This is a genomic window from Comamonas sp. UBA7528 (assembly GCF_002479375.1).
GTDB lineage: Bacteria > Pseudomonadota > Gammaproteobacteria > Burkholderiales > Burkholderiaceae_C > Comamonas.
Map to the genome: position 1 here is coordinate 209,006 of NZ_DLMU01000014.1, position 24,216 is coordinate 233,221.

The window sequence follows — 24,216 nt, forward strand, 5'->3', positions numbered from 1 at the left end:
CCCCCCCCGCCGCACCTCAGCCCGTGCACGCCAGCGCGGGCTTTCCTTCAGAGCGCGGGTGTTTAGGGGACGCCGCCGTCGCGGCTTTCGCGATTGGCGGACAATGAGCCCCCTGTCTTTCTGGACATACCAGACCCTGTGCAAGACGACGCCCCCTGGATCGCCCCTGCCGGACGGCATGGGTCCGGCGCTACGATCCGGCTTTACCCCGCCCCGCCGCCGATGGCATGACGCCGCGCAAGCGTGCCGCGTGGCAGCCGCCCGGTGCATGAAAAAGCACTGGCCGGCGGCCTGTATTCCCGATAGATTTCGCTGGCAGGCGCCGCCTGCCTTGTTCACCGATTTAACGACCAGATTCCTAGGTGCTACCCGGCCTTTTAGCTTTGCAGCAGCGTCTGCAACATACTTTTTCTGAACCCGCCTTGCTGCAACGTGCGCTGACGCACCGAAGCTTCTCCGCGGACAACAACGAACGCCTGGAGTTCCTGGGGGACTCCGTGCTCAGCCTGGCCGTCTCCACTCTGCTGTACCAAAGGCTGCAGTCGCTGCCCGAAGGCGATCTCTCCCGTGTGCGGGCCAACCTGGTCAAGGAAGGCACGCTGCACCAGATCGCACTCAAGCTGGAGCTGCCCGGCCTGCTGCGCCTGGGCGAGGGCGAAGCCAAATCGGGCGGCAAGCAGCGCCCCTCCATCCTGGCCGATGCCGTGGAAGCGCTGATCGGTGCCGTCTATCTGGACGCCGACTACCGCACGGCCGAACGCCTGGTGCACCACCTCTATGAGGGGGTGGACATCAACCCGCACATGCGTGCGGTGCAAAAAGACCCCAAGACCGCACTGCAGGAATGGCTGCAGGGCCGTCGCATGAAGCTGCCGCAGTACAAAGTGGCAGAGATCACCGGGGCCGCGCATTTGCAAACCTTCGAGGTGGCCTGCGAAATCGCAGAACTCCACCTCCATGCCAACGGCACAGGCGCTTCGCGCCGTGCTGCGGAGCAGGCAGCAGCCGCTGCCTTGCTCGATCAACTGAAAGCGAAACATCCATGACCGACGCTGCCAAGAAAAAACCAGCAGGCAAAACCAGCCCCGATCGCGCCAAGAGCCAGATCGACATCAACGATCCCAGCCTGGACTACATCAGCGCCATGCTGTCCGGGGCCAAGCCCGGGGCAGCCGCCACGCCCATCCGCACCGACGAGGACAGCGCCGCCGAGCCCGTGCGGGAAGTGCCGGTGGAAGAGCAGCGCTGCGGCCTGATCGCCATCGTTGGCAAGCCCAACGTGGGCAAGTCCACGCTGATGAACGCGCTGGTGGGACAGAAGATCTCCATCACCTCGCGCAAGGCACAGACCACGCGCCACCGCATCACTGGCATCCACACCAAGGACGATACGCAGTTCGTCTTTGTGGACACCCCGGGCTTCCAGACCAAGCACTCCACCGCGCTGAACAAATCGCTGAACAAGACGGTGATGGGCGCCATCGGTGATGTGGACCTGATTCTGTTCGTGGTCGAAGCCGGCAGCTTCACCCTGGCCGACGCCAAGGTGCTGAGCCTGTTCAAGCCCGGCATCCCCACACTGCTGATCGCCAACAAGCTGGATGCCGTGGGCCGCCGCCACGAAATCGCTCCCTGGCTGCAAAGCATGCAGGAGCGTCACCCCTTCGCCGAGTTCGTGCCCATGTCGGCCAAGAACAAGAAGGACATCGAGCGCATGTACGGCATCTGCGCCAAATACCTGCCGCAGCAGCCCTGGTTCTACAGCCAGAACGAGCTGACCGATCGCAGCGAGAAGTTCCTGGCCGCCGAAACCGTGCGTGAAAAGCTGTTCCGCTTCACCGGCGACGAGCTGCCCTACACCTCGACGGTGGTCATCGACAAGTTCGAGGAAGAGCCCAGCAAGACCCACAAGCGCTTCATGCGCGTGGCCGCCACCATCGTGGTGGAGCGCGACGGCCACAAGGCCATGGTGATCGGCCAGGGCGGTGAACGTCTCAAGCGCATCAGCACCGAAGCGCGCCAGGAACTGGAAAAGCAGTTCGACGCCAAGGTGTTCCTGGAAGTCTGGGTCAAGGTGAAGTCCGGCTGGGCGGACGACGAGGCCCGCGTCAAATCCTTCGGTTACGAGTGAGCGCCGGGTGCCGCAAGAGGCCTTCGCTGCGCCGTGCCAAGGGCTTGCGCCCGGCATCGACCGCTGCGCAGGCCGCTCTGCGACACTGTGAGGCTCTGTGACAGCCTTTCTTTTCAAGGCCCCTCGGGGCCTTTTGTCTTCACCGCACCATGGCCACCAAAAGGGTTAGCGAAGAGCCCGCCTTCATCCTGCACCAGTACGACTGGAGCGAATCCAGCCTGATCCTGGAATGCTTTACCCGCCACCGTGGGCGGGTGGCGCTGGTGGCCAAGGGCGTCAAACGCCACACCTCCAATTTCCGGCCGGTGCTGCTGGCGTTGCAGCCGCTGCGGCTGAACTGGACGCTGTCGGGCGACGGAGCGGCCGACATCCATGTGCTCAAGGGGGCGGAATGGGCCGGCGGCCATGTGCTGCCCATGGGCGACGGGCTGATGACCGGCATGTACCTGAACGAGCTGCTGCTGCGTCTGCTGGCCCGCGAGGACCCGTATGCGCTGCTGTTCGATGCCTATGCCGCGCTCGTGCGCCTGCTGGCTGCGGCCTCGGCGCCGCGCCGCAATGCCGGGGAGGGCGACGCCGCCGTGGAGCCCGCACTGCGCGCTTTTGAGCTGCTGCTGCTGCGCGAACTGGGGCTGCTGCCCGCGCTGGACAGCGAAACCCTTACGTTGCAAGCGCTGCAGCCCGAATCCCGGTATGCCCTGGCCGCCGAATCCGGCCTGCAGGCCACCAGCAGCCCGCGTGGCAGCCTGAACGGGGCGCAGTGGCTGGCGCTGGATACCGCGTTGCAACAGAAAGACCCGCTGGCCGCCCTGGCCCGCTGCTGCGAAGCCGTGGCCGCGCCGCTCAAGCCGCAGCTGCGGGCGCTGTTGCAATACCATTGCGGCAACCCCCCGCTGCGCACCCGCCAGCTGATGTTGGATCTTCAATCGCTATGACCGCTTCTCCCGTTTCGTCCGGTGCCGTGCGCACCGCGCTGTCCGTCAACGTCAACAAGGTCGCGCTGGTGCGCAACACGCGCCACCTCGGCATTCCCAGCGTCACGCGTGCGGCGCAGCTGTGTCTGGAAGCCGGTGCCCAGGGCATCACCATCCACCCGCGGCCGGACGAGCGGCATATTCGCGGCACGGATGTGTATGAACTGGCCGAGCTGATGCAGGCCTGGCCGCGGGCGGAGTTCAATATCGAAGGCAATCCCACGCAGAACCTGATGGACTTCATTCGGCAGGTGCGCCCCCATCAGGCCACCTTCGTGCCGGACAGCGAGGACCAGTTCACCAGCGACCATGGCTGGACCTTTCCGCAGGATGCCGAGCGCCTGCGTCCGCTGATTGCCGAATGCAAGGCCCTGGGGGTGCGTGTGAGCCTGTTCATGGACCCGGTGCCTGAGCAGATGGCCGCCGCCAAGGCCGTGGGCGCGGACCGCGTGGAGCTGTACACCGAACCCTATGCCGCCTCCTGGGGCACGCCCCAGCATGCCGAGCAGTTGCGCATCTACGCCGCCGCCGCCCAGGCTGCGCTGGATGTGGGCCTGGGCATCAACGCCGGGCACGATCTGAACCGCGACAACCTGCCGGCCTTTGTGGCCCAGGTGCCGGGGGTGGCCGAGGTGTCGATCGGCCATGCACTGATCGCCGATGCCCTGGAGCTGGGCTATGCCGAGACCGTACGCAGCTACCAGCGCGCCATCGATGCCGGCATGGCGGACCGGGCGTGAAGACGAGGGGCCACGCCGCCGCGCTGGCGGCCTGCGTGGCGGCCCCGGTGGCGAGGCATTGACTGTGCGGAGGGTTCTTTGATGATCTACGGCATTGGTACCGATATCTGTGACATCCGCCGCATCCGCGCCAGCCTGGAGCGGCACGGCGAGCGCTTTGCGCGCAAGGTGCTGAGCGACGCCGAAATCGCGACCTGGAAAAAGCGCAGCGAGCGCTGGCCGGACCGCGGCGTGCGTTACGTGGCCACGCGTTTTTCGGCCAAGGAGGCGTTCAGCAAGGCCATCGGCCTGGGCATGGTCATGCCCATGACCTGGCGCAGCTGCGAGATTGCCAACCTGCCCAGCGGCCAGCCCACGGTGGTACTGCATGGCGCGCTCAAGGCCTGGTGCGAGGCCCGGGGCCTGCAGGCCCACATCTCCATGTCCGACGAATCGGAATACGCCACCAGCTACTGTGTGGTCGAAAAAAAGCCCTGAATGGATGGCCGCCTGTGCACTGCAGCAGCGCGGGCCGTGACCAGCACCGAAGTCTCTGACACCTTCACCCGTTTCCAAGGTATCTCTATGCGCTTGCACGCTCCTTTGATCATCGACATCGCTGGCACCTCGCTCTCCGACGCGGACCGCGCCCGCCTTGCCCACCCGCTGGTGGGCGGCATCATTCTGTTCAAGCGCAACTGGGAAGACCGGGCGGCCCTGGTGCAGCTGTGTGCCGACATCAAGGCCGTGCAGCCGGACCTGCTGATCTGTGTGGACCATGAAGGCGGCCGCGTGCAGCGCTTTCGCACCGATGGATTCACCCACATTCCGCCCATGCGCGCCCTGGGTGCAATGTGGATGGATGACGGCAAGGGCAGCAAGCACCGCGAAGGCAGCGGCGCCATGCGGGCCCTGAATGCCGCCACGGCGGCCGGCTATGTGCTGGGCAGCGAGCTGCGTGCCTGCGGTGTGGATTTCAGCTTCACCCCCGTGCTGGACCTGGACTATGGCGAAAGCTCGGTCATCGGGGACCGCAGCTTCCACCGGGACCCGCGTGTGGTGTCGGCCCTGGCCAGGAGCCTGATGCACGGCCTGCTGCAGGCCGGTATGGGCAACTGCGGCAAACACTTCCCCGGTCACGGCTTTGTGAAGGCGGATTCGCATGTCGATATCCCCGTGGACCCGCGCAGCCTGAAAGCCATTCTGGACGAAGACGCTGCGCCGTACCCATGGCTTTCCAGCGTGCTGACGGCCGTGATGCCCGCCCATGTGATCTATCCCAAGGTGGACAAGCGTCCGGCGGGTTTCAGCGAAAAATGGCTCAAAGACATTCTGCGCAGCCGCCTGCGCTATGACGGCGCGATCTTCAGCGACGACCTGAGCATGGAAGGTGCCCGGCGCCTGCACGGGAGCAGCGGCCCGCTGATCAGCTACACCGAAGCTGCGCTGTCCGCGCTGCAGGCGGGCTGCGACATGGTGCTGCTGTGCAACCAGAGCCTGGGCTTTGGCGAGCACGTGGACCAGTTGCTGGATGGCATGGATGCCGCGCTGCGCAATGGCCGCTGGGTGCCGGATGGGGATTCCGAATCGCGCCGCGTGTCGCTGCTGCCGGACACCGAGCCCCAGGCCTGGGACGATTTGATGCGCCAGCCTGCCTATCTGCAGGCGCTGGACCAGCTGCCCTGAGCACCCGCCCCGGCAGGGGCCCTGCATCCGCTGATCCGCTGCAAACCCCGGTTTGCAGCGGATTTTTTTATGTCTGCGATGCCGCCATCGTCCCGGCCAAACGGGACCGCCAGCCGCCATGCCACCCAGGGGCGGCAGGCGTGTTTACAGGCGTGCGCGGGGCCGTGATCGACCGCGTGGCCGAGGAAGAAGACGTAAGCACAAGTCTTTGGTCTTATATCTAATGGAAAACCCCAGTATTTTTCTCCAATAAAAAACCACTGGTGGTTTGCAGTTGTGCGCGGCCTCTGAAACAAATGCTTGCCAGCGCTACTAGTATCGGAGCATTAAAACAACATGATCTCGCTCAAGAAGTGGGGGATCTGTGTGCGCGCGCACTTTCGAAAGTGCATTTTTTGTGATGTAGATCTAACTTCTGCATGGCAAGAAAACCACGTTCGATGCAACGAAACACCATCCACACACTGGCGTGTGGAGTGGTGTCGACACGATGTAGGAATAGAAAAATGTCTAACTTTTCCCCACCCAGCCGCCGATCTTTCCTGATGGCATCCGGTGCCGGTGTGGCACTGACGGGCGTCGCCATGACGTTCCATGCCAACTCCAAGGAAGCCCCTGTACAGCTGGACAAGTACCAGCCCGAGTACTTCAACGCAGAGGAGTGGGCCTTTGTGCTGGCTGCCACCGCACGCCTGATCCCCTCGGAAGGTGACGGCCCAGGTGCCATCGAAGCCCATGTGCCGGTGTTCATCGACCGCCAGCTGAAGGGCTACTACGGCAATGCCGACATCTGGTACATGGAAGGCCCGCACGACCCGGCCGCCACGCCCGACCGCGGCTGGCAATCGCCGCTGACGCCTGCGCAGCTGTACCGCCAGGCCATCCCTGCCTTCAACGCAGCGTGCCAGGAACGCTTTGGCAAGGAATTCAAAAGCCTGACGGTCGAGCAGCAGAACGAAGCCCTGACCGCACTGCAAAAGGGTGAGATCAAGCTGGCTCCCGAGCTGAGCTTCTTCTTCGCCACCCTGCTGGCCAACACCAAGGAAGGCTACTTCGCCGACCCCATGCACGGCGGCAACCATGGCATGCAGGCCTGGAAGTACATCGGTTTCCCCGGCGCGCGTGCCAGCTACGCGGAATGGGTGGATCAGCACAACAAGAAGTACCCACTGGGACCGGTATCCATCAAGGGCGAAAGGGCTTAAACCATGGCACGCATTGAAAAGAAAAAAGACGTGGTCATCGTTGGCCTGGGCTGGACCGGCTCCATCGCCGGGATGGAACTGGCCGCCGAAGGGCTGGAGATCGTGGCGCTGGAGCGCGGCGGCGACCAGAACACGGTGCCCGAGTTCAAGTACCCCAACCAGATCGATGAACTCACCTACGGCGTGCGCCTGAAGAACATGCAGCACCCCCGTCAGCAGACGGTGACGGTGCGCCGCGACGACAACGAAGTCGCCTTGCCTTACCGCGCGATGGGCTCCTTCCTGCCCGCCAACGGCGTGGGTGGTGCCGGCACGCACTGGAACGGTCTGCTGTGGCGTCCGCAGGCGGAAGAAATCAAGCTGCGCACCTATGTGAAGGAGCGCTGGGGCGAGTCCATCATTCCAGAAGGCATGAACCTGATGGACTATCCCGTCAGCTATGACGAGCTGGAACCCTTCTTCACCCAGTTTGACGAAGTGGCCGGTGTCTCTGGCAAGGCCGGCAACATCAAGGGGCAGATCCAGGCCGGCGGCAACCCGTTCGAGGGCTGGCGCTCCAAAGACTACCCCATGCCTGCGCTGCCATCGACCTACGATGCCAGCAAGTTCGAAGCCTGCGCCAAGAGCATGGGCCTGCACCCGTTCCCGGCACCTGCCGGCATCGCGTCCACGGCCTATGTGAACCCATACGGCATGCAGATGGCGCCTTGCAACTTCTGCGGCTTCTGCGAGCGTTTCGGCTGCTACCAGTACTCCAAGTCGTCGCCCCAGACGGCCGTGCTGGATGCCCTCAAGCGCAAGCCCAATTTCGAATACCGCACCCACTCCGAAGTGCTGCGCGTGGAAAGCTCGGCCGACGGCAAGACTGCCACCGGCGTGACGTACTTCGATGCGGTCAAGCAGGAAGAAGTGTTCCAGCCTGCGGACCTGGTGATCCTGTCGTCCTACCAGCTGAACAATGTGCATCTGCTGCTGGTTTCCGGCATCGGCAAGCCTTACGACCCCAAGACCAACACCGGTGTGACGGGCAAGAACTACGCCTACCAGATGAATGGTGGCGTGACCCTGTTCTTCAAGGACGAAAGCTTCAACCCCTTCATCGGTCATGGCTCCAACGGCATGTGCATCGATGACTACGGCATCAACCAGAACGACTTCGGCAAGCTGGGCTTCATCGGTGGCGCCTACTGGCGCGTCGGCACCATGAACGGTCAGCCGATCCGCTCCATGCCGCTGCCCAAGGGCACGCCGGGCTGGGGTGCGGGCTGGAAGAAGGGCATTGGCGAGTGGTACGGCCACTCCATGTCGATCGGCACGCACGGTTCGCACATGTCCTACCGCAACAACCACCTGGACCTGGATCCCACCTACAAGGATCCGCATGGCCGTCCGTTGATGCGCATGACCTTCAACTGGCAGGACAACGACATCAAGATGACCCAGTACCAGAAGGTCAAGGCCGAGGAGGTGGGCAACGCCTTGAAGCCGGATCTGATCCAGTCGGGCTTCAAGAGCATTGGCGCCAAGTTCGACGTGCGTCCTTACCAGACCACGCACAACACCGGCGGCCACGTGATGTCCGAAAAGCCCACCGAAGGGGTGGTCAACCGCTACTGCCAGGCCTGGGACAAGCACAACGTGTTCGTCTTCGGTGCCGGCAACTTTGTGCAGAACACCCAGTACAACCCCACCGGCATGGTCGGCGGCCTGGCCTACTGGACGCTGCATGCCATCCGTACCATGTACCTGAAGAACCCGCGTCCGTTGGTCTGAGGAAGTGTCATCCATGAAAAAAATCCTCAGCATTCTGATTGCACTGATCGTCCTGGGTATCGTCGCTGCGCTGGCCCTGGCCTACGCACCGTTCAAGCCCACTCCGGCCAACGAAACCCTGGCTGCCGACTGGAAGGCCGAGCCCGGCCGTGGTGAATATGTCATGCGTGCAGGCGACTGCATGGCCTGCCACACCGCCAATGGCGGCGAGTCCATGGCCGGTGGCCGTGGCATCGAAAGCCCGCTGGGCACCATCTGGTCGTCCAACATCACGCCCGACAAGGAAACCGGTATCGGTAACTGGACACTGGACCAGTTCCGCGCCGCCATGGTCGATGGCGTCGGTGGCCACGGCCAGCAGCTGTACCCGGCCATGCCGTACGAGAACTACCGTTTCATGGCGGAAAGCGATCTGCGCGCGCTGTACGACTACATCCAGACCGAAGTGAAGCCCGTGAAGAACGAAGTGCAGGCCACCAGCCTGACCTTCCCGTTCAACATGCGCTTTGGCCTGCGTGCCTGGAACTGGCTGGCCCTGTCGGGTGAAGCCAAGTTCAAGCCCATGGCCGGTGACGAGCAGCAGATCCGCGGCCAGTACCTGGTCGAAGGTGCAGGCCACTGCGCTGCCTGCCACAGCCCGCGCACGACCTTCATGGCCCAGGACGGCACACGCCTGAGCGATGCCAGCTTCCTGACTGGCGGCATGGTGGATGAGTGGACGGCGCCTGCACTGCGCGGCAAGGATGCCCGCGTGCAGAGGTGGACGGCCGAAGAGATCGCTGCCTATCTGGCAACGGGCCGCAATGCACACGCGGTGGCCAATGGCGAGATGGCGCTGGTGGTCGAGCACTCGATGCAGTACATGACCGATGCCGACCTGAACGCCATGGCGGTGTTCCTGAAGAGCATGGACGGCCAGCCGGTGGAAGCCGTGCCTGCCAAGGTGGCCGCTGCCGGTCCCCGCAGCATGCCCGCACTGCCTGCTGACGAAGCCGGCAAGGCCACGGCGACGCTGCTGACGTCTGCATCGCCGGACATGCCGGTGGGCGCCCGTCTGTATCTCGACAACTGCGCAGCCTGCCACTTTGTGAGCGGCAAGGGTGCGCCCGAGATCTTCCCCGAGCTGCAAGGCAATGCCATGGTGCTGGGCAAGGACGCCAACCCGTTCGTGTCGGTGATCCTGAACGGTACGTCGGTGCCTTCGACCAGCCGCCGCCCCATGCACCTGGCCATGCAAGGCTATGCTGATCGCCTGACCGACGAAGAAGTGGCCCAGCTGGCCAGCTTCATCCGCAACGGCTGGGGCAACAAGGCGTCCAACGTCAGCGCGAGCGACGTCAGCAAGGTGCGCAAGCACACCCAGGCTGCGGCTGCCCCCGAACGCGCCCAGTAAGCCGCAAGGCGCGCACCCCGGCCCTTCACGGACCGGGCATGCCTCCCATCGAACCCAGCCGGACAGAGCGTCCGGCTGGGTTTTTTTATGCCGCAAGCGCCTGCTGGCGTGGGATGATTCCGTTTTGCACCGCTGCGTTGTTATGAAGGCGCCCGGTGCGGTACAGAACAAGGAGTCTTTTCATGCGCGTTGGTGTGTTGACCGGTGGGGGCGATTGCCCGGGCCTGAATGCAGTGATCCGCTCGGTCACCAAGTCCCTGATCAACCATGGCCAGTGCGAGGTGCTGGGCATTGCCGACGGCTTTGAAGGCCTAATGGGCGAGGTGCCGCGCGTCAAGCCCCTGAGCTGGGATGAAGTCTCGGGCATTCTGCACATCGGCGGTACCATTCTGGGCACCAGCAACAGCGCCAACCCGCTGCGCGACGAAGCCACGCTGGCGCAGGTGGGGCGCAACGTCCAGACGCTGGGCCTGGACGTGGTGGTGGCCATCGGCGGCGACGGCACCATGAGCCTGGCCCACGGTCTGTCGCGCGTGGGCCTGCAGTGCGTGGGGGTGCCCAAGACCATCGACAACGATATTGCCCGCTGCGAACGCAGCTTCGGCTTTGACACGGCCGTGGCCACGGTGACCGAAAGCCTGCGCCGCATCGAAAGCACGGCCAACAGCCACCACCGCGTGATGATTGTGGAGACCATGGGGCGCCATGCCGGCTGGCTGGCGCTGGAATCCGGCATTGCCGGCGCTGCCGACGTCATCCTGCTGCCCGAGATCGACTACGACCTGCAAAGCATCATCCATGTCTGCCAGGAGCGCGAGCAACGCCAGCGCTACACCATCATCTGCATCGGCGAAGGTGCCAAGGAAAGCGGGCACAGCCTGACGGTGCGCGAACACATTGCCCACAGCCCCGACCCGGTGCGCCTGGGCGGCGTGGGCCATGTGCTGCGCGAACGCCTGCAGCCGCACCTCCAGAGCGAGGTGCGCACCACGGTGCTGGGCCATGTGCAGCGCGGTGGCGATCCCACCCCGTTCGACCGGGTGCTGGCCACCCAGTTCGGCCACCACGCCGCCCAGCTGGTGCTGCTGGGGCAGTTCGGCCGCATGGTCACGCTGGAGCACGGGGCGATTGGCAGCGTGGCGATTTCCGAGGTCGCCAATACCCAGCGCAAGGTGCCGCTGGACCATGGGCTGCTGCGCATGGCCCGGGATATCGGCATCTGCCTGGGCGAGCACTGCTGAGCGTCCGCCCGGTGCGCCGCCGCGCCGGGCTGATGCAGGCTTTTACACCGTGCGCAGCGGGCAGGGCGGCCAAAACGCGCTAAGGTGCGGGGCTGCTGAATTTGCAAGAAACACAAGCCATGGACCGACATCAAGAAGCCGTGATGCAACTGCTCACGGCCAACGGCGAAACCTTTGTGGCCCACCACTACGATGTGGCCGCTGGCTGGCAAAGCCCGGCCTTTGTGGCGCTGCGTCCCACCAAGCGCCAGCTGTATGTGGTGGAGGTCTCGGCCTCCGGATTCCCGCTGGGGCTGGTCAACAAGCTCAACGAACGCGTGGCCAAGTGGTACGCCCCGCTGCTGGAGCAGTTGCAGGGCCTGGGCGTGACCGATGCCGAATGGAGCATCAACACCCTTGTATTTGTGCGCAGCGACCAGATCGCCTGGCTGCAGGAACGTGTGCAGGACCTGGCCGGCGTGCATGTGCTGAGCCTGGAGCAGGCCAGCGCCAACTGGAACTGGGGCGATGCGGTGTGGTCCGGCGACTATGACTTTGCCAGTGGCGAAGTGCCCCAGCGCGGCAGCGGCAAAGCCGCGCTGACGCACTGAACCTTGCGCTGACGATACGCCCCCCATCACCTGGTGTTTCGCCGTTGCGGCGCACCCGGACAAGCATTTCCATCGAGAGCATGAGTACCCTTCCTACCGGCTTTGCCGAACAACTGCGCCAGTCCTGCATCGGTGACTGGACCGCCTGCGTACAGCACCGTTTTGTCGACGAGATCTTTGCCGGCACGCTGGACGATGCCGTGCTGCGCCGCTATCTGGTGCAGGACTACCAGTTCATCAATCGCTTTGTGGCCTTGCTGGGCGCCGCCATTGCCAGCGCCGACCGGTTTGCGCCGCGTGTCACGCTGTCGCAGTTTGCGGCCATGATCACCAGCGACGAGAACACCTATTTCCTGCGCAGCTTCGACGCGCTGGGAGTGCCCGAGCCCGAGCGTCTGGCGCCGTCGCTCACGCCCCAGACCCAGGCGTTCCAGCAACTGATGCATGAAGCGGCGCAGAGCCTGAACTACGCCAACTGCATCGCTGTGCTGGCCGTGGCCGAAGGCCTGTACCTGGACTGGGCAGACCAGCCCGCCAAGCAGCAGCTGCCGCTGCCCGTGCGCTTCGAGCATGCGGAGTGGATCACCTTGCACGCCAATGACTTCTTCCGCGGCTTCGTGGCCTGGCTGCGCAGTGAACTGGACCGTGTCGGTCCGGCGCTGAGCGATGCGGCCCGTGCCGAGGCCGCTGGCTACTTTCAGCGTGCCGTGCAGCTGGAGCGGCAATTCTTCGACCATGTGTATGCCTAGGCCCGGGGTCGCGGCGTCCACCCCATCGCCTGCGGACATGGGGCGCATGCACAAGCCCTGCGGCCCACTGCAGCAGCCTGCATGGAGAATGGATGTGCATTTCCCCAGGAGCACTTTCCCATGCAGATGAACGATATCCCCTTTGGCACCACCGACTGGTCGCAGGTGGAACCCACGGCCCATCCGGGCGAACAGGGCACGGCCTGGTGGCGCACCCGCCAGTTTGGGGCGCTGCGCGTGCGCATGGTGGAGTACACGCCGGGTTACCTGGCCGACCACTGGTGCAGCAAGGGCCATATCCTGCTGTGCCTGGAGGGGGAGTTGCACACTGAACTGGACGATGGCCGCCACGTGGTGCTGCGTCCGGGCATGAGCTACCAGGTCGCCGACCAGGCGGAAGCCCACCGTTCTTCCGCGCCCACCGGTGCCAAGCTGTTCATCGTGGACTGAGTGGCGAGAGGCTGGCGGGGCACAACCCGTTCGGCGGCGAGGGCCAGCCGCCAGCCACTATGATTCCGCCTGTGCGGCGGAGCCTTCCGCCATGTAAAACGATAGCGGGCTACGCCCGCTGGCTGGACGGAAAGCGCTTATGACCACCCTCGGAACCCCTCTCACCCCCCACGCCACCAAAGTCATGCTGCTGGGCAGCGGCGAGCTGGGCAAGGAAGTGCTGATTGCCTTGCAGCGCCTGGGCGTGGAGACCATTGCGGTCGACCGCTATGAGCACGCCCCCGGCCAGCAAGTGGCCCACCATGCGCGCACCATCACCATGAGCGATCCGGCGCAACTCAAGGCCTTGATCGAGGCCGAAAAGCCCGATCTGGTCGTGCCCGAGATCGAAGCCATTGCCACCCCCATGCTGGAAGAGCTGGAAGCCGCTGGCGTGGTCACCGTCATCCCCACGGCGCGCGCCACGCGCCTGACCATGGACCGCGAAGGCATCCGCCGCCTGGCGGCCGAAACCCTGGGCCTGCCCACCAGCCCCTACCGCTTCTGCGATTCCCAGGACGAGCTGCAGGCCGCTATCGAGGGCAGCGACGGCCAGCCCGCGATCGGTTACCCCTGCGTGGTCAAGCCGGTGATGAGCAGCTCGGGCAAGGGCCAGAGCAAGATCGACGGCCCCGCCGATGTGCAGAAAGCCTGGGACTACGCCATGGCCGGTGGCCGCGTGGCCAAGGGCCGTGTGATCGTCGAAGGCTTCATCGATTTCGACTACGAAATCACCCAGCTGACGGTGCGCGCCAAGGGCGCGGATGGCCAGGTCGAGACCCATTTCTGCGATCCGGTGGGCCATATCCAGCAGGCGGGCGACTACGTGGAAAGCTGGCAGCCCCATCCCATGTCCGCCACGGCCCAGGCGAAGTCGCAGCAGATTGCCAAGGCCGTGACCGACAACCTGGGCGGCCTGGGCCTGTTCGGCGTGGAACTGTTCGTCAAGGGCGAGCAGGTGTGGTTCAGCGAAGTCTCGCCGCGCCCGCACGATACGGGGCTGGTCACGCTGGCTACCCAGTGGCAGAGCGAGTTCGAGCTGCATGCCCGTGCCATCCTGGGCCTGCCGGTGGACACCAGCCTGCGCAACCCCGGTGCCAGCGCCGTGATCTACGGCGGCCAGGATGCCCAGGGCCTGGTGTTCGACGGCGTGGACGAAGCGCTGGCGATTCCCGGCACCGATCTGCGCCTGTTCGGCAAGCCTGAAAGCTTTGTGAAGCGCCGCATGGGCGTGGCCCTGGCGCGCGCTGCCGATGTGGAGCAGGCCCGTGTGACGGCCAAGCTGGCCGCCAGCAAGGTCAAGCCGCGCAAGCCCTGAGCGGCCTTGACGGCGGCCGCTTCGGCGCAGGAGAGCAGCGCTGAAGTACCCCACAAAAAAAGCCACGGCACCGCAAGGCACCGTGGCTTTTTTGACGCCGGCCGCCTTCAGCGGCGCTGGCTGGCCAGGCGCCGCACGATGGCGACCAGCTGGTCGATTTCCTCGAAGGTGTTGTAGAAGGCCAGCGACGGGCGCACCGCGGTTTCCACGCCGAAGCGGCGCAGAATCGGCTGGGCGCAGTGGTGGCCGGTGCGCACGGCGATGCCTTCGGCATTCAGCGCCTTGCCCACCTCGTCGGTCGTATAGCCTTCCAGCGTGAACGACAGCACGCTGGCCTTGCCGGGCACGGTGCCGATCAGGCGCAGGCCGGCAATCGTGGCCAGCTGCTGCATGCCGTAGTCCACCAGCGCGTGTTCGTAGCGGCTGATGTTCTCGATGCCGATGCGCTCCACATACTCCAGCGCCGCTCCCAGGCCCACGGCGTCGGCAATGTTGCCGGTACCCGCCTCGAAGGTGTTGGGCAGCGGCTGGAACACGGTCTTCTCGAAGCTCACGTCTGCAATCATGTTGCCGCCGCCCTGCCAGGGCGGCATGGCCTCCAGCACGGCGCGGCGACCCCAGAGTGCACCGATGCCGGTGGGGGCAAAGATCTTGTGGCCCGAGAAGACAAAGAAGTCGGCCCCGATGTCCTGCACATTGACCGGCGTGTGGGCGATGGACTGGGCGCCATCCACCAGCGTGGTGATGCCGCGTGCCCGGGCGCGGGCCACCACTTCCTTGACCGGCACTACGGTGCCCAGCACATTGGACACATGGCCGATGGCGACGATCTTGGTGCGGTCGTTCAGCAGCTTTTCGTATTCGTCGAGGCGGATCTGGCCCTGGTCATCGACCGGAATCACGCGCAGCCTGGCGCCCTTGGCCTGTGCCAGTTGCTGCCAGGGCACGATGTTGGCGTGGTGCTCCAGGTGGCTGACGATGATTTCATCGTCGGCCCCCACGTTCTGCCCGCCCCAGGCCTTGGCCACCAGGTTGATGGCTTCGGTCGTGCCGCGCACGAAGATGACTTCGTTCACATCGGGGGCATGGATGAAGCGGCGCACCACTTCACGGGCGTGTTCGTAGGCGTCCGTGGCGCGGGCCGCCAGCGTGTGGGCGGCGCGGTGGATGTTGGAGTTCTCGTGCGCGTAGAAGTGCGCAATGCGCTCGATTACCTGGCGCGGCTTGTGGGTGGTGGCGGCGTTGTCCAGCCAGACCAGCGGCTTGCCGTTGATGCGCTCGGCCAGGATGGGAAAGTCACGGCGTACCGCCTGCACATCGAAGCCGGGGTGGCGGTCGGCCTGCGACTGCGGCGTGCTGGCAGCCTGCCCGTGGGGATGGGGCTTGGCCGGGGTGACGAAGCCGCCGGGCAGGGCGACCGCATCGACAAAGTAGAACTGCGGGGCTGCGGCATCGGTGCTGCCGGGCAGCGTGGCCGCTGGCGCGGCGGACGTTGCCAGGAGGCCGGAGGGGATGCCGGGAACGAACGGCGTGCCCGGTGCCGTGCCCTGGCTGCCCAGTGCGGTCACGGCCTGCTGGCTCAGTGCATCCAGCCCGGGATGGGAGGGGTGCGTTGGCGCAACTGCCGCAGCGCCTCCTGCTGCAGGCCGCTGCGTGGCGGCGTCTGCGGCCGCGGCCTGGGGCACACCATCGGTGGCGCCGGCCAGGCGGGGTTCGTAGGCGGGCAGGGCGGTGAATGCCTGGTCGGGCACGCCGTTGCCGGCGGCCGCATGCGGACGTGCCGTCGCGGCGCGGTGGCCCAGGGCCAGCACGGTGCCGGGGTTGCTGGGCAGCACATTGGCCCCCGGGATCTGTCCTTGCGGGAAGGGCGTTCCGGGCACATTGGGCGCCAGGCCCGCCGGGCTGGCCAGGGGGGAGCCGCCTGGGGCCCAGGTGTTGGGGGGCTGGGCCCCCTGGGGGGCGGCGCTGCCGGGCAGGCTGCGGAACAAGGCCGTCGCCAGCTGCGCCAGCGCGCCGGTGTCCAGCGGCGCAGCCGGGGTGGAAGGAATCGGGGGCGCCAGCGGGGCGGCTTGTGCGGCGGCCGGGGTGGGCGCTTGCGCGGTGGTGGTGCTCAAAACCGCATCTCCTGTGGTGCGCGATGTCGAAAAGGGGCTGCTTGTGCTCTGGGGATGTGCGCTGCGTGGGGATGGTCAACCCCCCGACGCAGCGCAAAGCGGGACTTACTTGTAGGTGTCCAGCACCGAGTAGTCGTGGTACTTGTTGATTTCCACGTCGTCCAGCACGGCCACGGCGTCGGGAGTGAGTACGGCCAGCGAGCAGTACAGCGAGATCAGGTAGCTGGCGATGGCGTGGTTGTTGATGCCCATGAAGCGCACCGACAGGCCCGGGCTTTGTTCGCCGGGCAGGCCGGGCTGGAACAGGCCCACCACGCCCTGGCGGCGGTCGCCCACGCGCAGCAGCAGGATCTTGCTCTTGCCATCGGCCACCGGCACCTTGTCCGAAGGGATCAGCGGCACGCCGCGCCAGGTGATGAACTGGCTGCCGAACAGGCTGACAGTGGGCGGAGGCGTGCCACGGCGCGTGGCTTCACGGCCGAAGGCGGCAATGGTCAGCGGGTGGGCCAGGAAGAAGGCGGGTTCCTTCCAGACCTTGGTCAGCAGCTCGTCCAGGTCATCGGGGGTGGGCGCACCGGTCAGCGGGAAGATGCGCTGTTCGTCGCTCACCTGGGACAGCAGGCCGTAGTCGGGGTTGTTGATCAGCTCGCTTTCCTGGTTTTCCTTGATGGTCTCGATCGTCAGGCGCAGCTGTTCCTTGATCTGGTCGTGCGGGCTGCTGTAGAGGTCGGAGATGCGGGTGTGCACATCCAGCACGGTGGAGACCGCGTTCAGGAAGTATTCGCGCGGCTTGGCGTCGTAGTCCACATAGGTGCGCGGCAGCTGGTTCTCGTGCTGCTTGGCGGTGCAGGTGACCTTGATATCTTCCGGGTTCTGGACCTGGTTGACGCGGTAGATGCCGGCCTCCACCGGCACCCATTGCAGCAGATGGGTCAGCCAGCGCGGCGTGATCGTGGCCAGCTGCGGTGCGGTCTTGGTGGCATTGGCAAGCTGGCGGGCTGCGTTGTCGCCCAGGGCGGTGGTACCGCCGACGGTTGCTGTCATGGAAAAAGGCTCCTGGTGGAATCGGTGGTGGGAAATGCGGGAAAACAGTCTTCGCCAGTGTTCAATGCCGCCGATCGGGCTTCAACCGGCTATCGCCGCCAAGCGCGTTGCCAGGTGCTGGCGCTGGCTTTCACGCTGCTGGCGTATGCGTTCGGCATGCGCCAGCAGGTCGGCCGTGCCCAGGTGCAGGGCCTGGGCCAGTTTGTGCAGCGTGATCAGGGAGGGCGCCACCTGGCCGCGCTCGATCTCGCCCACGTAGGAGCGGTTCAGATCGGACTGTGCGGCCAGGTGCTCCTGCGACCAGCCGCGCCCTTCGCGCAGCTGGCGCACGGCCAGCCCGAAGTCCTGGACAAAGTGTTGCGCGGGCATGTTCAGGCGGCCACGCGGGCGGTGCGTTCCGGGGCCGGGGCAGACAGCACCGGGGGCGTGGCAGGCGGCACCGCCGCAGCCACGGGCAGCTCCGCCGGTTGCTCGGCCTGGCGCAGGCTGGCCTGGCTGACATGGGTGCCGGCGGGCACGTCGTCGGTGATCCAGACATTGCCGCCGATGACCGCACCTTTGCCGATGGTCACCCGCCCCAGGATAGTGGCGCCGGCGTAGATCACCACGTCGTCCTCCACGATGGGGTGGCGCGCCCAGCCTTTTTGCAGATGCCCCTGGGCATCCTTGGGGAAGCGCTTGGCGCCCAGCGTCACGGCCTGGTAGATGCGTACGTTCTGGCCGATGACGGCGGTCTCGCCAATCACGACACCGGTGCCGTGGTCGATGAAGAAGCCGGGGCCGATCTGTGCGCCGGGGTGGATGTCGATGCCCGTCTGCCCATGGGCCAGCTCGGCCATGATGCGGGCCAGCAGCGGCAGCTCCAGCCGGTAGAAGGCGTGGGCGATGCGGTGGTGGATCAGTGCCAGCACGCCGGGGTAGCTCAGCACCACCTCGTCCACGCTGCGCGCAGCGGGGTCGCCATGGAAGGCGGCCAGCACATCGATGTCCAGCAGCTGGCGCAACAGCGGCAACTGCTGGGCAACGGCCTGGACTGCGCGCAGGGCCTGGGCTGCCTGGCCGGAGGGATCCGGCACGCTCACTCCCGCACTGCGGTGGCGGTAGTGCAGCTCGATCTGGGCCTGGGTCTGCAGCAGCTGCAGCGCCGTGTTCAGGGTGTGGCCTACATAGAAGTCTTCGCTGGCGTGGCGCAGGTCGGACGGTCCCAGGCGCTGCGGGTAGAGCACGCCTTTGAGGCCTTCCACGGCCTGGGCAATGGCGTCCCGCGATGGAAATTCACGGTGGCCGGATTCCGTGCGGTTCTGCTGTTCGCGCCAATGGTCGCGGACCTGGCGCAGCTGCGTGACGATGGGGGCAATGTCGAAAGAGCTCATGGTGGCAATCGCAATCCGGTAAAGAGGGAGGGGTCAGTCCTGCACCCAGGGCAGGCCGTAAAAGCGCCAGCCATTGAAGTGGCCGCGTTGCTGCTGTGTGTCGTGGTCGCCTTCAAAGCCTTCGCTGACATTGAAGACATGGGGCAGGCCAGCCTTGGCGGCTTCCTGGGCGGCCAGTGCGGAGCGTTTGCCGCTGCGACACAACAGCAGCACGGGCAGCGGTTGTGGCTGTTTGGCGTGCAGCGCGGCCAGTTCGCGGGCAAAGCGGGGGTTGCGTGTCAGCGCCGTGCCGCTGGCCCAGGGCACATGGGCACTGCCCGGCACCTGGCCGACAAATTTGCGTTCTTCGGCGCTGCGCACGTCCACCAGCAGGGCCAGGCCTTGCTGCACCAGCTGCCAGGCTTGGAGCGGGGCCACGCTGCCGGCATAGGCCAGGCCTTGTTCCTGGGCCTGTACCAGGGCCTGCTGCAACACGGCAGGCAGCTGCGGGCGCTGGGCGGCGGCGGTGGTGGTGGTCTCGGCGGCGGTAGCGGTGTAAGTCATGGCGTGGTCTTTCGGTGCAATCCATCGCAGGAAGATGGCGATAGACAGCATCTTGCGAGCCGCCGGCGTGCCATCCAACGAACAAAAATGGATGTGCTTGTGCGCAAAACGATGAAGCGACACAGCGAGGCCGGCCTCCGGAGGTGGCCGACGGGCAGGCTGCACGCGGCTGTCATCAAACCGTCGCATGGGGCGCGTAGCCTGTGTGGCAGATGCCACAACCGGCAAAGCAAGAAGGTGTGCGATGAATTGGGACAACCGTGAAGAGCTGGTGCGCCGTATCGAGAGCGACCTGCTGGACAGCCTGGACGAAGAGCTGGAGCTGGAAATCGAAGACCGTACCGGGGTGCTCGGCGCCGTACCGGGCGCGGCCGAAGTTGCACCGGAAAGCCATGCCCAGCGCGTGGCGTATTTCAAGGAGCTGTTCCGGCTGCAGGCCGAGCTGGTCAAGCTGCAGGACTGGGTGGCGTCCACCAAACAGAAGGCCGTGATCCTGTTCGAAGGGCGGGATGCCGCTGGCAAGGGCGGCGTGATCAAGCGCATCACCCAGCGCCTGAATCCGCGCGTGTGCCGCGTGGTGGCGCTGCCTGCCCCGAACGACCGCGAACGCACGCAGTGGTACTTTCAGCGCTATGCCGCCCACCTGCCGGCCGCCGGGGAGATGGTGCTTTTTGACCGCAGCTGGTACAACCGCGCCGGGGTGGAGCGGGTGATGGGCTTTTGCTCGGACGAGGAGTACGACGAGTTCTTCCGCTCCGTGCCCGAGTTCGAGCGCATGCTGGCGCGCTCCGGCATCCGCGTGATCAAGTACTGGTTCTCCATCACCGACGAAGAGCAGCACCTGCGCTTTCTGGGGCGCATCCACGACCCGCTCAAGCAGTGGAAGCTCTCGCCCATGGACCTGGAGTCCCGCCGCCGCTGGGAGGACTACACCCGTGCCAAGGAAGTGATGATGGAACACACCCACATCCCCGAAGCCCCGTGGTGGGTGGTGCCGGCTGACAACAAGAAGCAGGCGCGGCTGAACTGCATACGGCATTTGCTGTCGCAGTTCCCCTATAGCGAGGTGCCCCGCCCCGAAGTGGAGCTGCCCGCGCGGGTGCGCCATGCGGACTACCTGCGCAGCCCGGTGCCGGAAAGCATGATCGTGCCCCAGCTGTACTGAGCGCTGACCGTACCGCGCCGCAGGGCCGTCAGGCGATCAGGCCATCGGGTCCGCGTTCCCCTGCGGATCAAAAAAAGCCCTGGTGCAGTGCAGCAGGGCTTTTTTGTTTGAAGGGCGTGGTGCTTACGGGAAGGTCGCGCTCTTGGGGGCGGGGGCGGGCTCCGAAGCGCCAGGGGCCGGCGGGGCCGGGTGCTGCAGCTTTTCGGGTGGCAGCTCGGTGCCGGCGCGCCAGCGGCGCACCACGCGCTGGAAGATCAGTGCATTCGGAATCTGCAGCAGTGTGCCGGCCACCGGGGCGGTGGCGTCTTCCAGCGTGGTGTAGAGCAGGTTGATGTCCACCACCTTGCCCAGGGCGCCGGGCTTTTCGGCCGTGTCCAGCAGCTCGATGTGATCGCCCACGCGAAACGGCCCCACGGTGAAGATCAGGAAGGCGCAGAACAGGTTGGACAGCACGCTCCACGCGGCAAAGAACGCCACGGCGCCCACGGTCGCAAAGCCGGTGAAGGCGGTCCACAGCACGCTGGCAGACACCCCCAGGCGCTCCAGCACCAGCAGCAGCGCGCTGATGATGATCAGCCAGCGCACCACGGTGTGGATGGGCATCAGCAGCTCGTGCGGGAACTGGTAGTGGTCGCTGGCGCGCACGATCAGCCGTTTGAGCAGGCGGTGCAGCAGCCAGGCGACCACGATGATCAGCACCATCTGGAGCAGGGGAACCACGACATCCAGCCAGTCCGTCACCCAGGCGGGCAAATGGGTCTGGAGGCTCTTCATGCGTTGCAGCAGGGTCACGGGAACAAAACTTTCTATCCAAAAAAACAGGGCACCGCCGTGGTGCCCTGGTCGGTGTGGCGCAGGCCGGGTTCAGCCCCGGCGTTGCTCAATGGTATCCATCTGCATCTCGAAACTGAAAAACCGGTCGCGGCCCTGGGCTTTGGCCGCGTACAGGGCTTCGTCGGCGCGCATCACCATGCTCTCGGCGCTGGTGCCTTCGTCGGGAATGCAGGTGGTGATGCCGCCGGACAGCGACAGCACGGCGCCGCTGGGCGAGTCCGGGTGGGGGATGGCGCGGCTGCGCAGCATGCTGCCCAGCGCACGGGCAAACGTCATGGCGCCGGAGCGCGGCGTGTTGGGCAGGATCATCGCAAACTCCTCCCCACCGTAGCGCGAGGCCACGTCGCGCGGGCGCACGCAGACCTCCTTGAGCAGCCGGCCCACGGCGCGCAGGCAGTCATCGCCCTGCACATGGCCTGCGGCGTCGTTGAAGCGCTTGAAATGGTCCAGGTCGCACAGCATCAGTGTCAGCGGTTGCTGCTCGCGGCGGGCGGCATCGATCTCGGAGTGCAGGATGCGGTCAAAGCCGCGGCGGTTGACCAGCCCGGTCAGGGCGTCGACCTCCACCATCTCGTTGAGGCGCTGGTTGGCCAGGTGCAGCTCGGCCGACAGGCTGACCAGGCGGCGGCGCATGTCCAGCAGGCGCCGCATGGCACGCAGCTTGGCGATCAGCACAATGGGCTTGACGGGCTTGATCAGGTAGTCGTCGCCACCGGATTCAATGCCGCGCCAGATGTCCAGGTCATTGTCCAGGCCTGACAGGAAAATGATGGGCGTCCAGTCGCCCACTTCGGCCTCGCGCAGCTGCTGGGCGACCCAGTAGCCGTCGTGCGTGGGCAGGCGGATGTCCAGCAGCACCAGGTCCGGGCGGCGCATCTTGAACATCTGCACGGCAGACGGTGCGTCCACGGCTTCCATCACCTCGGTGACGCCTGCGTGGCGCAGTTCGGTGATCAGGGAATGGCGCACCGAGGCCTGATCGTCCACCACCAGCACGGTGAAGCTGTTGGACAAGGGGGCCGAAGCGTCCGGATGGGGCGCTGCGGCATTCAATGCAGGGGATGCATGCATTCGGCAGTCCTGTCTCTCCAAAAAAGCGGCGCCACCACGCACAAAGGGCCGCGATGTGCGGCCCAGTGTAGTGGTTGGTTACGAAGGCAGCCATCGCGGGCCGCCGAACGTGGTTTTATCCGGCGTTCTGTTCGCGGCGCAGGGCAGGGAACAGAATGATGTCACGAATGCTGGCGCTGTCTGTGAGCAGCATCATGAAACGGTCAATCCCGATGCCGCAGCCGCCGGTGGGGGGCATGCCGTATTCCAGGGCGCGCACAAAGTCGTGGTCGAAGTACATGGCTTCGTCGTCACCGCCGTCCTTGGCATCCACCTGGGCGTTGAAGCGGGCGGCCTGGTCTTCGGCGTCGTTCAGCTCGGAGAAGCCGTTGCCGAATTCACGGCCGGTGATGTAGAGCTCGAAGCGCTCGGTCACCTCGGGGCGGTCGTCGTTGGCACGGGCCAGCGGCGAGATCTCGGTGGGGTGCTCCATGATGAAGGTGGGGTTCCACAGCTTTTCTTCGACCACTTCTTCGAAGTACAGCACCTGCAGGCTGGCCAGGGAGCGGGTGGACAGCTTGTCCTTGTCTTCCTTCATGCCCAGCTTCTTCAGGGCATTGGTCAGCCACTCGCGGTTGCCCACGTTCTCGCCGGCATCGGTGTACTTGACGATGGCTTCCGGGATTGTCAGGCGCTCGAACGGCGCGGCCAGGTCCACCGGCTTGCCGCCGTAGGTCAGCTGCAGCGTGCCCACGGCCTTGGTGGCGGTGTCGCGCACCAGGGCTTCGGTGTAGTCCATGATGTCGCGGTAGTTCCAGTAGGCCGCGTAGAACTCCATCATGGTGAACTCGGGGTTGTGGCGCACCGAGATGCCTTCGTTGCGGAAGTTGCGGTTGATCTCGAACACGCGCTCGAAACCACCGACCACCAGGCGCTTGAGGTAGAGCTCCGGCGCAATGCGCAGGTACATCTCCTGGTCGAGCGCGTTGTGGTGGGTGATGAACGGCTTGGCATTGGCACCACCGGGGATGGGGTGCAGCATGGGGGTTTCGACTTCCAGGAAGCCGTTTTGCACCATGAAGTCGCGCATGCCGGAGACGGCCTTGCTGCGGGCCACAAAACGCTTGCGGGCGTCTTCGTCCATCATCAGGTCGACGTAGCGCTGGCGGTACTTCTGTTCCTGGTCGGCCATGCCATGGAACTTGTCGGGCATGGGGCGCAGGCTCTTGGTCAGCAGGCGGATGCGGGTGGCCTTGATCGACAGTTCGCCGGTCTTGGTCTTCATCAGCACGCCTTCGGCACCGATGATGTCGCCCAGGTCCCACTTCTTGAAGTCGGCATAGACTTCTTCGCCCACGGCATCACGGGTCACATAGATCTGGATGCGGCCGGTGGCGTCCTGGATGGTGGCAAAGCTGGCCTTGCCCATCACACGCTTGAGCATCATGCGGCCGCCCACGCTGACGGTGGTGGCAGCGGCGTCCAGGGCTTCGGCTTCCTGGCCGGCATGCGCCGCAATCAGGTCGGCAGCGCGGTCGGCAGGCTTGAAGTCATTGGGGAATGCCACACCACCCTGGGCCTTGACCTGCTCGCGCAGGGCCTTGAGTTTTTCGCGGCGTTCGGCGATGAGCTTGTTTTCGTCCTGGGGTGTGGCAACTTCTGCCGCAGCGGTGTGGGTGGTGTCAGACATGGAGGTGCGCAGCCCGCAGGCCGTTGTTGCAAATACCAAAACCCTGCATTCTAGTTTTTTTGCCTCTGAATGTGGGTAAGTGCGGTAATGGCGCACCGCCAGGGCGGCTGCGGCGAGCTGGCGCGCGGTGGGCCG

23 protein-coding genes are annotated in these 24,216 nt (G+C 65.4%); 15 read left to right on the forward strand and 8 right to left on the reverse strand.

The annotated features are described in order from the left end of the window. Nucleotides 1-362 precede the first annotated feature (362 nt). The 14 genes from rnc to purT all read left to right on the forward strand — a co-directional run bounded on the left by rnc (nucleotide 363) and on the right by purT (nucleotide 14,268). Complete coding sequence (gene rnc / locus B3349_RS16630; protein ID WP_291590402.1) at nucleotides 363-1,046, forward strand: ribonuclease III; 684 nt, start codon at nucleotides 363-365, stop codon at nucleotides 1,044-1,046. Next, nucleotides 1,043-2,131 (forward strand): GTPase Era, encoded by a 1,089-nt coding sequence (gene era / locus B3349_RS16635; RefSeq protein ID WP_291590403.1) that lies wholly within the window; start codon nucleotides 1,043-1,045, stop codon nucleotides 2,129-2,131. The genes rnc and era overlap by 4 nt, the downstream gene beginning before the upstream one ends. A gap of 149 nt (nucleotides 2,132-2,280) precedes the next feature. After that, on the forward strand, nucleotides 2,281-3,066 hold the full coding sequence (gene recO / locus B3349_RS16640) for a DNA repair protein RecO (protein WP_291590404.1): 786 nt from the start codon (nucleotides 2,281-2,283) through the stop codon (nucleotides 3,064-3,066). Then, nucleotides 3,063-3,845 (forward strand): pyridoxine 5'-phosphate synthase, encoded by a 783-nt coding sequence (locus tag B3349_RS16645; RefSeq protein ID WP_291590408.1) that lies wholly within the window; start codon nucleotides 3,063-3,065, stop codon nucleotides 3,843-3,845. The genes recO and B3349_RS16645 overlap by 4 nt, the downstream gene beginning before the upstream one ends. An 81-nt stretch (nucleotides 3,846-3,926) precedes the next feature. Next, a complete protein-coding gene (gene acpS, locus B3349_RS16650; RefSeq protein WP_066537103.1) occupies nucleotides 3,927-4,322 on the forward strand; it encodes a holo-ACP synthase in 396 nt (131 codons plus the stop codon). Nucleotides 4,323-4,409: 87 nt separating this feature from the next. Next, nucleotides 4,410-5,510 carry a beta-N-acetylhexosaminidase gene (gene nagZ / locus B3349_RS16655; protein WP_291590413.1) on the forward strand — a complete coding sequence of 367 codons (1,101 nt, stop codon included), beginning with the start codon at nucleotides 4,410-4,412 and terminating at the stop codon, nucleotides 5,508-5,510. Nucleotides 5,511-6,016: 506 nt separating this feature from the next. Next, nucleotides 6,017-6,715, forward strand: a complete 699-nt coding sequence (locus B3349_RS16660) for a gluconate 2-dehydrogenase subunit 3 family protein (protein ID WP_291590414.1) — start codon at nucleotides 6,017-6,019, stop codon at nucleotides 6,713-6,715. Between the two features lie 3 nt (nucleotides 6,716-6,718). Continuing rightward, complete coding sequence (locus B3349_RS16665; RefSeq protein WP_280013439.1) at nucleotides 6,719-8,488, forward strand: GMC family oxidoreductase; 1,770 nt, start codon at nucleotides 6,719-6,721, stop codon at nucleotides 8,486-8,488. 13 nt (nucleotides 8,489-8,501) lie between these two features. After that, on the forward strand, nucleotides 8,502-9,881 hold the full coding sequence (locus tag B3349_RS16670; protein ID WP_291590415.1) for a c-type cytochrome: 1,380 nt from the start codon (nucleotides 8,502-8,504) through the stop codon (nucleotides 9,879-9,881). Nucleotides 9,882-10,063: 182 nt separating this feature from the next. After that, nucleotides 10,064-11,122, forward strand: coding sequence for a 6-phosphofructokinase (locus B3349_RS16675; protein ID WP_291590417.1), 1,059 nt, complete (start codon nucleotides 10,064-10,066; stop codon nucleotides 11,120-11,122). A 119-nt stretch (nucleotides 11,123-11,241) separates the two neighbouring features. Continuing rightward, entirely contained in the window at nucleotides 11,242-11,712 is a 471-nt protein-coding gene (locus B3349_RS16680; RefSeq protein WP_291590418.1) for a hypothetical protein, read from the forward strand. Nucleotides 11,713-11,792: 80 nt separating this feature from the next. Then, nucleotides 11,793-12,461: a TenA family protein gene (locus tag B3349_RS16685; RefSeq protein WP_291590419.1), complete on the forward strand. Its 669-nt coding sequence runs from the start codon at nucleotides 11,793-11,795 to the stop codon at nucleotides 12,459-12,461. A 120-nt stretch (nucleotides 12,462-12,581) separates the two neighbouring features. Beyond that, the gene (locus B3349_RS16690) at nucleotides 12,582-12,911 is read left to right on the forward strand and encodes a DHCW motif cupin fold protein (RefSeq protein ID WP_066537081.1); all 330 of its coding nucleotides are present in this window, start codon (nucleotides 12,582-12,584) and stop codon (nucleotides 12,909-12,911) included. 139 nt (nucleotides 12,912-13,050) lie between these two features. Beyond that, nucleotides 13,051-14,268 carry a formate-dependent phosphoribosylglycinamide formyltransferase gene (gene purT / locus B3349_RS16695; RefSeq protein ID WP_291590420.1) on the forward strand — a complete coding sequence of 406 codons (1,218 nt, stop codon included), beginning with the start codon at nucleotides 13,051-13,053 and terminating at the stop codon, nucleotides 14,266-14,268. A 107-nt stretch (nucleotides 14,269-14,375) separates the two neighbouring features. Here the strand turns inward: purT and B3349_RS16700 are convergent, their stop codons facing one another. From B3349_RS16700 to B3349_RS16720, 5 genes are all read right to left on the reverse strand, one after another. Further along, nucleotides 14,376-16,382 carry a family 2A encapsulin nanocompartment cargo protein cysteine desulfurase gene (locus tag B3349_RS16700; RefSeq protein WP_414646926.1) on the reverse strand — a complete coding sequence of 669 codons (2,007 nt, stop codon included), beginning with the start codon at nucleotides 16,380-16,382 and terminating at the stop codon, nucleotides 14,376-14,378. Nucleotides 16,383-16,487: 105 nt separating this feature from the next. After that, nucleotides 16,488-17,426, reverse strand: a complete 939-nt coding sequence (locus tag B3349_RS16705; RefSeq protein ID WP_066537077.1) for a family 2A encapsulin nanocompartment shell protein — start codon at nucleotides 17,424-17,426, stop codon at nucleotides 16,488-16,490. A gap of 81 nt (nucleotides 17,427-17,507) precedes the next feature. Beyond that, nucleotides 17,508-17,795 carry a helix-turn-helix domain-containing protein gene (locus tag B3349_RS16710; protein ID WP_291590421.1) on the reverse strand — a complete coding sequence of 96 codons (288 nt, stop codon included), beginning with the start codon at nucleotides 17,793-17,795 and terminating at the stop codon, nucleotides 17,508-17,510. A gap of 2 nt (nucleotides 17,796-17,797) precedes the next feature. Beyond that, nucleotides 17,798-18,799 (reverse strand): serine O-acetyltransferase EpsC, encoded by a 1,002-nt coding sequence (epsC, locus tag B3349_RS16715; protein ID WP_291590423.1) that lies wholly within the window; start codon nucleotides 18,797-18,799, stop codon nucleotides 17,798-17,800. Between the two features lie 33 nt (nucleotides 18,800-18,832). Beyond that, nucleotides 18,833-19,342 carry a rhodanese-like domain-containing protein gene (locus B3349_RS16720; protein WP_291590424.1) on the reverse strand — a complete coding sequence of 170 codons (510 nt, stop codon included), beginning with the start codon at nucleotides 19,340-19,342 and terminating at the stop codon, nucleotides 18,833-18,835. Nucleotides 19,343-19,586: 244 nt separating this feature from the next. Here B3349_RS16720 and ppk2 point away from each other — a divergent pair, with 244 nt between their 5' ends. Continuing rightward, nucleotides 19,587-20,507 (forward strand): polyphosphate kinase 2, encoded by a 921-nt coding sequence (gene ppk2, locus B3349_RS16725; RefSeq protein ID WP_291590426.1) that lies wholly within the window; start codon nucleotides 19,587-19,589, stop codon nucleotides 20,505-20,507. Between the two features lie 123 nt (nucleotides 20,508-20,630). Here ppk2 and B3349_RS16730 read toward each other — a convergent pair whose 3' ends face one another. The 3 genes from B3349_RS16730 to lysS form a co-directional block, all read right to left on the reverse strand. Further along, a complete protein-coding gene (locus tag B3349_RS16730; protein ID WP_066537419.1) occupies nucleotides 20,631-21,281 on the reverse strand; it encodes a mechanosensitive ion channel family protein in 651 nt (216 codons plus the stop codon). Nucleotides 21,282-21,371: 90 nt separating this feature from the next. Then, nucleotides 21,372-22,412 (reverse strand): diguanylate cyclase domain-containing protein, encoded by a 1,041-nt coding sequence (locus tag B3349_RS16735; protein ID WP_291590427.1) that lies wholly within the window; start codon nucleotides 22,410-22,412, stop codon nucleotides 21,372-21,374. A 115-nt stretch (nucleotides 22,413-22,527) separates the two neighbouring features. After that, nucleotides 22,528-24,081, reverse strand: a complete 1,554-nt coding sequence (gene lysS / locus B3349_RS16740) for a lysine--tRNA ligase (RefSeq protein WP_291590428.1) — start codon at nucleotides 24,079-24,081, stop codon at nucleotides 22,528-22,530. Between the last annotated feature and the right edge of the window lie 135 nt (nucleotides 24,082-24,216).